9 protein-coding genes are annotated in these 11,491 nt (G+C 65.8%); 3 read left to right on the top strand and 6 right to left on the bottom strand.

Annotated elements, in window-relative coordinates; translation table 11 throughout:
• The coding region (locus tag VEY12_10905) for a malic enzyme-like NAD(P)-binding protein (protein ID HYM40626.1) at positions 1-904 on the top strand (904 nt) is incomplete at its 5' end.
• Positions 905-1,058: 154 nt separating this feature from the next.
• On the opposite strand, the gene VEY12_10900 is transcribed toward VEY12_10905, so the two are convergent.
• A complete protein-coding gene (locus VEY12_10900; protein HYM40625.1) occupies positions 1,059-2,291 on the bottom strand; it encodes an ammonium transporter in 1,233 nt (410 codons plus the stop codon).
• A 211-nt stretch (positions 2,292-2,502) separates the two neighbouring features.
• On the opposite strand from VEY12_10900, the gene VEY12_10895 reads away from it, so the two are divergent.
• Together VEY12_10895 and VEY12_10890 are read left to right on the top strand one after the other, a co-directional pair.
• A complete protein-coding gene (locus VEY12_10895) occupies positions 2,503-2,715 on the top strand; it encodes a hypothetical protein (protein ID HYM40624.1) in 213 nt (70 codons plus the stop codon).
• Positions 2,716-2,725: 10 nt separating this feature from the next.
• A complete protein-coding gene (locus VEY12_10890) occupies positions 2,726-3,655 on the top strand; it encodes a hypothetical protein (GenBank protein HYM40623.1) in 930 nt (309 codons plus the stop codon).
• Here VEY12_10890 and dinB read toward each other — a convergent pair.
• The 5 genes from dinB to VEY12_10865 all read right to left on the bottom strand — a co-directional run.
• Positions 3,642-4,769 (bottom strand): DNA polymerase IV, encoded by a 1,128-nt coding sequence (dinB, locus tag VEY12_10885; protein ID HYM40622.1) that lies wholly within the window; start codon positions 4,767-4,769, stop codon positions 3,642-3,644. The two genes, VEY12_10890 and dinB, sit on opposite strands and share 14 nt — an antisense overlap.
• 58 nt (positions 4,770-4,827) lie before the next feature.
• The gene (locus VEY12_10880; GenBank protein ID HYM40621.1) at positions 4,828-6,429 is read right to left on the bottom strand and encodes an NADH-quinone oxidoreductase subunit N; all 1,602 of its coding nucleotides are present in this window, start codon (positions 6,427-6,429) and stop codon (positions 4,828-4,830) included.
• Positions 6,430-6,441: 12 nt separating this feature from the next.
• Positions 6,442-7,995 (bottom strand): NADH-quinone oxidoreductase subunit M, encoded by a 1,554-nt coding sequence (locus VEY12_10875; protein ID HYM40620.1) that lies wholly within the window; start codon positions 7,993-7,995, stop codon positions 6,442-6,444.
• A 1-nt stretch (position 7,996) separates the two neighbouring features.
• Positions 7,997-9,595 carry an NADH-quinone oxidoreductase subunit M gene (locus VEY12_10870; GenBank protein ID HYM40619.1) on the bottom strand — a complete coding sequence of 533 codons (1,599 nt, stop codon included), beginning with the start codon at positions 9,593-9,595 and terminating at the stop codon, positions 7,997-7,999.
• Between the two features lies 1 nt (position 9,596).
• Positions 9,597-11,491: NADH-quinone oxidoreductase subunit L (locus VEY12_10865; protein ID HYM40618.1), on the bottom strand; the 1,895-nt coding region annotated here is incomplete at its 5' end.

The following is an 11,491-nucleotide window of genomic DNA, read 5'->3' as shown; positions in this document are numbered from 1 at the left end:
CCAGCCCAAGTGCTTCTACATCCTCCAGCGGCTCCGCAAGGAGTGCGAGATCGCCGTGTGGCATGACGACCAGCAGGGGACGGCGACGATCAACGTGGCCGGCGTGATCAACGCCCTCAAAGTGGTCGGGAAGAAGATGGCCGAAGCCCGCATCACCCTCGTCGGGTCAGGCGCCTCGAACATCCGCACGGCGAAGGTCCTCTTGGACGCGGGCGCGAGCGCGAAGAACCTCATCCTTGTCGACTCGAAAGGAATCATCTGCAAGCACCGCAAGGACCTTGAGGCGTCCGCGAAGGACTACGTGGAGAAGTGGGAGCTCGCCCAGATCACGAACGCCGAGGACCGTCACGGCGGGATCCCCGAAGGCATGAAGGATGCTGACGTCGTCATCGCGGCGTCGAAGTCCGAGCCGGGCATGATCAAGAAGGAATGGGTCGCCTCCATGGCCGACGACGCGATCATCTTCGCCATCGCGAACCCCCTCCCGGAGATCTGGCCCTGGGAGGCCCAAGAGGCCGGTGCGCGGATCATCGCAACGGGCCGCAGCGACTTCCCCAACCAGGTCAACAACAGCCTGGGCTTCCCCGGCATCTTCCGCGGCACGCTGGACGTGCGCGCGAGGACGATCACGGACGAGATGTGCATCGCCGCTGCCACGGAGCTCGCGAGGTTCCAGGAGGAGCGCGGCCTGGACGAGGAGCACATCGTGCCCACCATGGACGACCTCGAAGTCTTTGTGAGCGAGGCCGTCGCGGTCGCGATGAAGGCCCAGGAGCAGGGGGTCGCCCGCGTGAAGCGGACCCGCCAGGACCTCCACGACACCGCGTACGCCTTGATCAAGAGGGCCCAAGACGAGACGCGCACCCTGATGCAAGACGGCTACATCCGCGCGCCGCCCGTGTGAGTCGCCCCCGTTCGGAAACCCCGAATCGCTCGCCCGCGTCCGGGCCACCGGGCGAGCGACGCTTCCATGCTGTCGAGCCCCTCGCCTGATCAGTGCACCCTCGCGGCGAGCGCGTCCTGAACGCCCGCCGTGCGGATTTCGTGGCGCCGAGTGCTCAGGTGTAGGCTTCCTCGCCGTGCTCGCTGAGATCGAGACCGGCTTCCTCTTCCTGGGGGCTAACGCGCAAGGGAGTGAAGAGGTTGATGAGCTTCAGGAGCGCGAAGGAGCCGAAGAACGAGAACGCCGCGACGACCGCCACGCCGAGCGCCTCAACCCCGACCCGACCGGGATCCCCAAAGAACAGGCCGTTCCCGCCGGCCGCGTTGATTTCGAGGGTGGCGAACAGTCCCGTGGCAATCATGCCCCAGATGGCGCCCATCCCGTGACACGCGAAGACGTCCAGGGAGTCGTCGAGATGCGTTCGGGCCCGCCAGTTCGAGACGAGATTCGAGGCGATCCCCGCGCCCATGCCGATGATCAGGCTGGCCCAGGGGGCCACGTATCCCGATGCAGGAGTGATGGCGACCATGCCGGCCACGGCTCCGACGGAAATCCCCACCGCGGAGGGCTTTCCGTTCCGGAACCAGTCCACCATCATCCAGGTTACCGCGGACGCCGAGGCCGAGAGGTTCGTGACGACGAGGGCGTTGATGGCCACATTGTCCGCGGCGAGGGCACTCCCGCCGTTGAATCCGAACCAACCGAACCACAGAATCGCGGCGCCGAGGATTACGAAGGGGATGTTGTTCGGACGTGGGTTGTGGTTGCCTTCGACGTCCTTGCGCCGTCCGATGACCAGCGCTGCGGCGATGGCCGAGAGCCCTGCGGAAACATGGACCACGAGGCCGCCCGCGAAATCCAAGACGCCGAGTCCCCGAAGCCAGCCCCCGTCGCCCCAGACCCAGTGGGCAATCGGAGCGTAGATGAACGTCGCCCAGAGGATGATGAAGATGAGCAACGCTTTGAAGCGGATTCGCTCCGCGAACGCGCCGATGATGAGCGCGGGCGTGATCGCGGCGAACTTGAGCTGGAAGGCGAAAAAGAGGAGGCTCGGGATGAGTGCCGAATAGAACCCGGCTGTGTTCGCGTCGATGCCGATCAGGAAGACGTTGTTCAGGTTCCCGATGAGACCGAACCCCGCGTCGTTGGAGAACGCGAGGCTGTAACCCCACAGAGCCCACACGAGGCTCACGACAGCGAAGATGATCATGCACTGGACGATCGTGGACACGAGGTTCTTACGGCGCACCAAGCCGCCGTAGAAGAAGCCCAAGGCAGGCGTCATCAGCATGACGAGGCCGGTTGCGGCGAGCACCCAAGCAACGTCTCCAGTGTCAAACACGGCCATGGTGTCCCTCCTCCCGAGTCTCGACGTTCGGGAGAATGCCGCGGGATGGCCACAATCCTAGATTTAAGTGTTCCTAAGAAAGAGGCGAAGGGAACGGACGTGTATATACGAAACGGACCCAGAGATGGGAAGGTCCCGAGCGACTCGGCGCGCCTTCGCCGCGTGGGATGCCCTCAATGGATTTATGGCCGCGACCTCCCATGACGGCGGCATGACCTCAGTGGAGGAGGTCAAGAAGCGCAACGAAGCCAGACTGATGAAGACGCCGGGCGTCGTCGGCGTGGGCATCGGCAGGTCGGGCGGGAAGACCGTGATCCGCGTGTACGTCGCGAAGGACAGCCCGAAGGTCCGCAAGGCTGTGCCGCGCATGCTCGAGAACGTCCCGGTCGAGGTCGTCGTCTCTGGGCCGTTCAAGGCGCTCTAGGAGGGATGCGATGAGGCCCGAAGAGGCAAAGGCGGTCTGCGAAGCCCAGTACCTCGGCATCGAAACGGAAGGCGTCACGGCGAACGTCCACCCGAACGTCGTGGGCGTGGGAATCGGAAGGAAGCGCGTCCGCGGCGTGGTCACGGAGGATGTCGCGGTCAAGGTGTACGTCAAGGAGAAGCTCCACCCCCTCCTCGTCAAGGACGGCGAGGTCATCCCGGACGAGATCGAGGGCGTGCCCACGGACATCGAGCAGTCCGGCGAGTTCTCGATCTGGCGGCCCATCCCGCCCATCTACCACCGGAAGGTGCGGCCGGCCATGGGAGGCCTGTCGATCGGCCATTACGCGATCACGGCGGGCACCCTGGGTTGCCTTGTGAAACGCGGGCAGGACACACTGATCCTGAGCAACAACCACGTCCTCGCGAACGAGAACCGCGGCGTCGAGGGCGACCCGATCCTGCAGCCGGGGCGGTACGACGGCGGCAAAGAGGACAGGGACGTGATCGCGAGGCTCGCCTCGTTCGTCAAGGTGCAGGCGGAGGAGACGAACACGGTGGACGCGGCGCTCGCCCTGCCCTACGACGCGAGGGACGTGACTCCGGAGATCCTGAACATCGGCCGCGTCCGCGGCACGCGCGCGGCAGACCTCGAGGAGAAGGTGATGAAGAGCGGCCGCACGACCCGCGTGACGAACGGCGTGGTCCGGGACGTGAGCGCCACCCTGCGCGTCGGCTATTCCGCGGGTTCCTTCCTGTTCACGGACCAGATGATCATCCAGGGCGACAAGGGCTCGTTCAGCGCGGGCGGCGATTCCGGCGCGCTCATTATGGACTACCAGGGAAACGCCGTGGGCTTGCTCTTCGCTGGCTCGCCCTTCTTCACCGTGGCGAACAAGGTCGCGAACGTCCAGACCGCCCTGGACGTCAAGGTCCTCTAGCCGCCGGGACGGCTGACCACCGGGCGAGCGTGGATTGCGGCGCGGCTCGGTCCGAGAGGTTCGACAGACGCACGCCGACGAGACGCACCTTGCGGCCGGTGACTAGGACTTCCTTGAGGAGGACCTGGCTGAGGACGAGAATCGGTTCGAGCTCGGTCGTGTGGACCTTCAGGCTGCGGGACCGCGTATGGACTTCGAAGTCGGAGAATTTCACCTTGAGGGAGACCGTGCGGTACGCGTAGTGCTCCTCGACGAGCTGGACGTGCAGGGAGCGCGCGAGGTCCTCGACCTCGGGCCAGATCTCCTCGTACAGCTGCAGATCCCGCGCGAACGTGGTCTCCGTGCTGATGGACTCCGGCGGTCCCGTGGGCACGACGACCTCCCCGGAGTCGCGACCGAAGGCGACGTCGTGCACGTATTCGCCGAATCCGCCGAGGGTCTCCACGAGGTCCTCCCGGGGCAGCGCCTGCACGTCGGCGATGGTCTCCAATCCCATCTCCTGGAGCCGTTCCGCGGTCTTGGGGCCCACCCCGTAGACCTTGCGAAGCGAGATGGGCGCGAGGAACGCGACCACCTGGTCCGGCGGGACCACGGTCAGGCCGTCCGGCTTCTGGAAATCGGAGGCAATCTTGGCCACGGCCTTGCTGGGGGCGACGCCCACGGAGCAGCTCAGGCGGTGCTCGGTCCGAACCGCGGCCTTGATCTCCTTGGCCAGGTCCGTGGCCTTCCGGAAATCCCCGCCCGTGCGGTCCGTGAGGTCGAGGTAGCCCTCCTCGATACCGCTGGGCTCGAGTCGGTCCGCGTAGCGTCGCAGGGTCGCCATGATCTCCTGGGACGCCGTCATGTACAGGGAGAAGTGGGGCAGGACGAAGACGGCCTCCGGACAGAGACGCAGGGCCTGGACGCAGGGCATCGCGGAATGGACACCGAAGCGGCGTGCCTCGTAGCTCGCGGTCAGGACGACGCCGCGCATGTGCCCCTCGCGCGGGTCCGGACCGACGACCACGGGCTTGCCCGCGAGCTCCGGGTGCTCCCGGATCTCCACGGAGGCGTAGAACGCGTCCATGTCCACATGGAGGATCACCCGCTGGCCGGTCTCCGGATCCGACGCCATCCGCAGCGGTCATGGGGCGAGCGGCCACAAAAGCCTTCGCGGGGGGCAGCCGCATCCGTTACATGAAGCCGAAGAAGGACTGCGCGGCGATGAACAGGTAGTTGTAGATCCAGAAGGCGAGGACGCCCGTGAGGAGGACAATGGCCAGGGCCACGAGGACCCCCGCCGAGATGGAACGCGGGGCGGTCATCTTGGCCACGTCGCCCTCGGGCTCCAGGATGTACATGTACCAGATGACCCGCGCGTAATAGTACACGGAGAGTGCGCTGTTGAGAACGCCCGCGATCGCGAGGACGACGTACCAGGGGCTGAAGGTCATCGCGCTGACCGCGCTCGAGAACAGGAAGAACTTGCTGAAGAAGCCGCCGAGGGGCGGGATGCCCGCGAGGCTCAGCAGGAAGATCGTCATGGCGAGCGCCATGAACGGCATCCTCCGGCTGAGGCCGCGATACGCGTCCATGTCGTCCGCGATGCCCCGGGACTGGGTGCCCGCCACGACGAGGAACGCGCCGCCCTTCATCGCGGCGTATGTGAAGACATGGAAGAGCGCGCCCAGGAGCGCGGCCGTGGCCACGGTGGTGGCCGCAGCGATCGTGGCCAGGCTCACCGTGGGGTTCCCCGTGCGTGCGTTGATGGCCACCGCGCCGACGGGCAGCGCGATCAGGATGTAGCCCACCTGGGCGATGCTCGAGTACGCCAGCATGCGCTTCACGCTGCGTTGGGGAATCGCCAGCACGTTGCCCAGGGTCATGGTCGCGATAGCGAGGACCGAGATCGCGACGACCCAGTCCACCTGCACGCTGAGGAGACCGGTCAGGAAGACCTTGATGAGCGCAACGACGCCGACCATCTTGGATCCCGCAGCCAGGAACGTGCTGATCGTCGTCGGGGAACCCTGGTATACGTCCGGGGCCCACATGTGGAAGGGGACCACCGCGGCCTTGAATCCGAAGCCCGCGACCAGGAGGACGAGGGCGACGATCAAGGGAGGCTCCATGCCCGGAATCACGGCGACGTTGAGGCCGTACTGGAGCTTCGTGAGATCCAGCGTCGGGCCGATTGCGGTGGAGCCCGCCACTCCGTAGACCAGCGAGATCCCGAAGAGGATGATCGCGGAGCTGATGGCCCCGATGATGAAGAACTTCACCGCAGCTTCCGTGGACTCCTTGTCCTTCTTCCGAAACGCCACGAGGGCGAACGTGCTCATGCTTGAGGTCTCGAAGGCCAGAAAGAGGACGAAGAGGTCCATCGCCGCGGCGGTGAACATCATGCCGACGACGGCCAGGAGCATGAGGCCGTAGTACTCGCCCTGGTGCGGCTCGTCCGCATGGATGAACCCCCGGGAGGCGAGGATGGCCAGGAAGGCGATCAGGAGGAAGACCAGGTGGAAGAGGAGGGCGAACGCGTCCACCTTGAGCTTGAGGTCCGACGTGAAGTCCCCCTGCGTCCCGATCGGCGACGGCCACAGCTGGAGGCCGAGGAGGGTCGTCAGGCCCAGGCCCATCATGTCCAGCGTGATCACGAGGGCGGCGAGCGTGCCGGCGAGGGCCAGGGCCCAGAGGTACGCGGGCTTCTTCCCCCACGCGAAGCCGAGGACGATCGAGGCGAAGCCCACCACGACCAGGATCGTCTCGGGGAGGAAGACGAGGTAGTTCGCCATGCTCCGCCCTCCCTAGATCAGCCCCGTGAGCAGATGGAACGCCCAGGGCGTGATGAGCTGGTAAATCACGATGGGCACGATGCCGAAGATGGCGAACGTGACCGCAAGCACCGACAGGGGGAGGGTCTCGTGCTTCCCCATGTCGGGGTACTTCTCCCACTTCGGGTTCAAGGGACCGAAGAGGGAGCGCTGCATCGCGAAGATGTAGTACGCGGCGGTGAACACGACGGTCAGGATGGGGACGAGGACCCAAAGGCCGAACGCGGCGTAGACGCCCACGAAGACCCCGTACTCCGCGGCGAAACCGACGAGGCCCGGGAGGCCCAGGGAGGCCATGAAGGAGACCATCATGAACGTCGCGGTCCGCGGGGCCACCTTGGCGATCCCGCCGAGGTCCGAGATGTTCCGCGTTCCGATCTTGTGGCCGATGGAGCCCGACACCATGAAGAGGGCCGCGGACACGAGGCCGTGCGCGAAGAGCTGGAAGACCGCGCCGCTGAAGCCCAGCACGGCGCCCGCCAGGAGGGGCGAGCCGGGCGGGAGGTGCGAGAACGCGTACACGCCCGCGGCGATGCCCAGGGTGACGAACCCCATGTGGCTGACGCTCGAGAACGCGACCATGCGCTTCAGGTCGTTCTGCACGAGGCAGACCACGGCACCGTAGAGGATGGAGACGACGCCCACGGCGGCCAGGAGCCACCACATGTCCGCCGCGGCCTTCGGGATCATCTCCACGTTGAAGCGGATGAGGCCGTACCCGCCGAGCTTGAGCAGGATGCCCGCCAGGATCACGGAGCCGCCCGTGGGCGCCTCGACGTGGGCGTCCGGCAGCCACGTATGCAGGGGGAACGTCGGGAGCTTCGTGCCGAAGGCCACGAGCATGGCGACGAACATGAGGTCGCCGATCGCGCCGATGGGGACCGAGCTCGTCGCGATGATCTGCCGCATGTCAAACGTGCCCGTGTAGAACACGAGGGCAAACACGGCCACGAGGAGCGGCAAGCTCGCCAGGAACGTGTACATGAAGAACTTGATGGCCGCGTACTTCCGACGCGGGCCGCCCCACACCGCGATGATGAAGTACATGGGGACCAGCTGGACCTCCCAGAACACGAGGAACTGGAACAGGTCCAGGGAGAGGAAGATCCCGTTCACCGTGCACTCGAGGAGGAGGAACATGGCGAAGAACTCGGGGACACGGTGGTGCTCGTCCCAGCTGAAGGCCAGGGCGAGAGGCGTGAGGAGCGTGTTCAGGAAGATCAAGACGGCGGAGAGCTCGTCCGCACCGACCAGGTAGTGCACGCTGAGCTGGGAGGTGATCTGCGCCCAGGTGAGCTGCTCCCCGGCGTAGTAGGACAGCCCCCCGATCGTCTCCTTGCGGAGCACGACATCCGCGGGCATCAGGAAGCCCGCAAGGAGGAGGGAACCCAAACCCAGCGTCACGAGGCTCGTGGCCACGGCGATCCCCTTGGCGGCACGGACCGAGGACCCGAACGCGTAGGTGAGGACGGCTCCCACGAGGGGCACGAAGATGATGTAGGTCAGGAGAGGGAACGCGACGTCCATCTCACGGCACCCCCAGGAGCCACGGGAGGCTGTGGACCGTGTACGTCTGGATGACGGACAGGAACGCGAACGGGAGCAGGCCTACCGCGAAGATCAGGACGACGAGGACGCCGTACGAGAGACGCTCCCAGGGCATCAGGTCGTGGACGTGCTCGAAGTCCTTCGGCGGTTCGCCGAACAGGATCCGTTGCATCGTGTACACGTAGTAGGCAGCGGTGACCACGATGGAGACCATGGGGACGAGCACCAGGGCGCGCGTCGCGCCCATGGACTGGGAGCTGTACGTCCCGAGGAAGACCATGAACTCGGACCAGAACGAGTTGAGGCCCGGCAGGCCCAGGGAGGCGAAGAACCCGATGGCCAGGATCAGGGAGAACTGGGGCATCACCTTGGCGAGGCCCTGGAGCTTCGGGATGTCCCGCGTGCCCGTGGCGTGCTTCACGGATCCGGCGAGCATGAACAGGACCGCCGTGATCAGGCCGTGGTTGAACATCTGGAAGATGCCGCCCTCCACGCCGATCGTGGTCAGCGTGGCGGCGCCCAGCGTCACGAAGCCCATGTGGCCTACCGAGCTGTACGCGATGAGCCGCTTCAGATCGGTCTGGTGCAGGCACACGAACGCGGCGTAGATCATGGAGACGATGCCGAGCACCGCGACGACCCACCAAAGGTCGCGCATGGCATCCGGGAACATCCCCAGGTCGATGCGGAAGATGCCATAGCCTCCCATCTTCAGGAGGACGCCGGCCAGGAGCACGGAGCCGCCCGTGGGCGCCTCGACGTGGGCGTCCGGCAGCCAGGTGTGGAACGGGAACGAGGGCAGCTTCACGAGGAAGCCGAACAGGAACCCGAGCATCACGGGGATCTGGGTCGCGAGGGGCATGTACGCGAGGGCGCCGTTCACGGCATGGCGGCGCGCCGCCTCGAGGAACACGGTCATGTCGAACGTCCGCAGGGAGCTCCCCGTCACCGCGAGATTGGCCGCCTCGCTGTACGTCCAATACAGGGTGAACACGGAGAGGAGCATGACCACGTAGCCGACGTGCGTGTACACGAAGAACTTCATCGCCGCGTAGCGGCGGTTCGGGCCGCCCCAGATCCCGATCAGGATGAACATGGGGATCAGGACGAGCTCCCAGAAGATCAGGAACAGGAAGAAGTCCAGGGCCATGAAGACGCCCGTGAGGCTCATTTCGAGGAAGAGCAGGAGGGCGAAGAACTCCCGCGGGCGGTGCTCCTCGTCCCAGTGGAAGACGATCGCGAGCGTGGTCAGGAGCGGGGTCAGCCACGCGAGCGGGACGCTCAGCCCGTCGAAGCCCAGGATGTAGTTCAGGCCCGCCTGCGGCACCCAGGTCGAACGCTCCAGGTACGAGACGGGCTCGCCCGTCCATCCGGGCTGGGCGATCGCCGCCACGCGGGGCCCAAGGATCGACGAGAGATCGAGCCAGAACGACGCCAGGATGAGCGTGAGCAGGACGAGCTGGGCGAGGCTGAACGCGAGGGCCACCCATTTGGCGACCCGCTGGGTCGTCCCCACGGCCCAGGTCACGACGAACCCGACGAACGGGATGACCAGGAGGAGGGTCAGCCAGTAGCTCACCTCATCCCCCCCTCAGCCGGAGATACCAGCCGATGCCGAAGATCAGCGCGATCACGAGCGCGATGCCGAAGACGACCACCCAGGCATAGCTCTGGACCTGCCCCGTCTGGCGCTGACGCAGCCGCAGCCCCGATCGGACGGTCTCCTTGCTCACGAGGTTCACCGCGCCGTCGACGACCTTGCGGTCGAAGTAGTCCGAGCCCGCCGCGGTGACGAGGCTCCCCTTCCCGACCCCGTTCACGATGCCGTCAATGACCCGCCGGTCGAACCAGTCCAAGGCCGCCGCAAAGCCCCAGTACACCCGGGCACCGAACGCATCGTACACGTTGTCGATCCAGTACCGGTTCGAGAGCATCTTGTGGACGAAGGCGCCGCCGGGGGAGCGGGTGAAGCGCTCCGCGGGGATGCGCTTCGTGTCGTACACGGCCCACGCCAGGACGAGACCCGCCAGCGCGGCCCCGAGGGAGATCCCTTCAAGGGCGTAGTCCGTGATCGGTACGCCGATGAGCGGCAGCTGATACGAGGCCTTGTCGAAGAAGATCAGGTTCCCGAACCCGCCCATCGCGTACACGGACAGGCCGGAGATCAGCGTGAAGGCGCCCAGGATGATCAACGGGACGGTCATCGTGCGCGGGGACTCGTGCGGGTGGGCCTCGCCTCGGTACTCGCCGCGGAACGTCATGAACCAGAGGCGGAACGCGTAGAACGCGGTCAGGAACGCGGTGATCGTCCCCACCACCCACAGGCCCAAGAACAGGAGGTTGGTGGTGCCCGCCTCGAAGGTCGAGGAGAGGATCTCTCCCTTGGAGAAGAACCCGCTGAACGGCACGATCCCCGCGAGGGCGAGGCAGCCGAAGAGCATGGTCAGCGACGTGATGGGCATGTGCTTCCGCAACCCGCCCATCTGCCGCATGTCGTTCGTGTGGACGGCATGGATCACGCTGCCCGCGCAGAGGAAGAGGAGCGCCTTGAAGAACGCATGGTTGTACAGGTGGTAGAGGGCCGCGCTGTACCCGACGCTATCGGGCGCGCCCTCCGACAGGGTCACGTTGAGGATGTACGCCCCGGCCCCGAGGCCGAGGAACATGTACGCGAGCTGGGAGATCGTGGAGAAGGCGAGCACGCGTTTGATGTCGAAGTTGACCACGGCCATCGTCGCTGCAAAGATCGCCGTGAAGCCCCCGATACCGGCGATCACGTAGATCGCGAGCCACGGCGGGGTCACGCTCACGGCCGTGCCGTTGACCAGGATGCCTTGGAGCGGGACGAGGAAGATGAATGCCCGCGCGGTCAGGTACACGCCCGCCTTGACCATCGTGGCGGCATGGATGAGGGCGCTGACCGTGGTCGGGCCCTCCATGGCGTCGGGCAGCCAGGCGTGCAACGGGAACTGGGCCGACTTGCCCACGGCGCCGCCGAACAGGAGCAAGGGGATGAGAGTGAGGAGCTGCGGCGTGAGCACACCGCTCTGCCACAGGCTGGGCATCTTCTGCTGGATGTCGAGGAAGTTCACCGTCCCGAACACGTTCCAGATCACGAGCACGCCGACGAGGAACAGGACGTCCCCGACGCGCGTCACCAGGAAGGCCTTCTTCGCCGCCTTGGCGGCCTCGGGCTTGTGGTACCAGAAGCCGATGAGCAGGTACGAGCACAGGCCCATGATCTCCCAGAAGATGAGGAGCTGGAGAAAGTTGTCCGCGCTCACGGTCCCCAGCATGCCCAAGGAGAACAGGCTGACCTCCGCGTAGTACCGGGGCTTGCCCTCCTCCTCGTGCATGTAACCCAGGGAGTACACGAAGATCAGGAGGCAGAGGAACGAGACCAGGACGAGCATGAGCGCGCTCAAGTCGTCCACGAGGAACGAGATGTGGATGTTGCTCACGACGAAGCCGGTCG

Source organism: Thermoplasmata archaeon (genome assembly GCA_035632695.1).
In the GTDB taxonomy this organism is placed as follows: domain Archaea; phylum Thermoplasmatota; class Thermoplasmata; order RBG-16-68-12; family RBG-16-68-12; genus RBG-16-68-12.
This window is presented reverse-complemented; position numbering and strand designations above follow the sequence as displayed.

What these genes read in the sequence shown, in the direction of transcription:
- VEY12_10900 (HYM40625.1), bottom strand. Translation starts at nt 2,291, where the DNA reads ATGGCCGTGTTTGACACTGGAGACGTTGCTTGGGTGCTCGCCGCAACC.
- VEY12_10895 (HYM40624.1), top strand. Translation starts at nt 2,503, where the DNA reads ATGACCTCAGTGGAGGAGGTCAAGAAGCGCAACGAAGCCAGACTGATG.
- VEY12_10890 (HYM40623.1), top strand. Translation starts at nt 2,726, where the DNA reads ATGAGGCCCGAAGAGGCAAAGGCGGTCTGCGAAGCCCAGTACCTCGGC.
- dinB (HYM40622.1), bottom strand. Translation starts at nt 4,769, where the DNA reads ATGGCGTCGGATCCGGAGACCGGCCAGCGGGTGATCCTCCATGTGGAC.
- VEY12_10880 (HYM40621.1), bottom strand. Translation starts at nt 6,429, where the DNA reads ATGGCGAACTACCTCGTCTTCCTCCCCGAGACGATCCTGGTCGTGGTG.
- VEY12_10875 (HYM40620.1), bottom strand. Translation starts at nt 7,995, where the DNA reads ATGGACGTCGCGTTCCCTCTCCTGACCTACATCATCTTCGTGCCCCTC.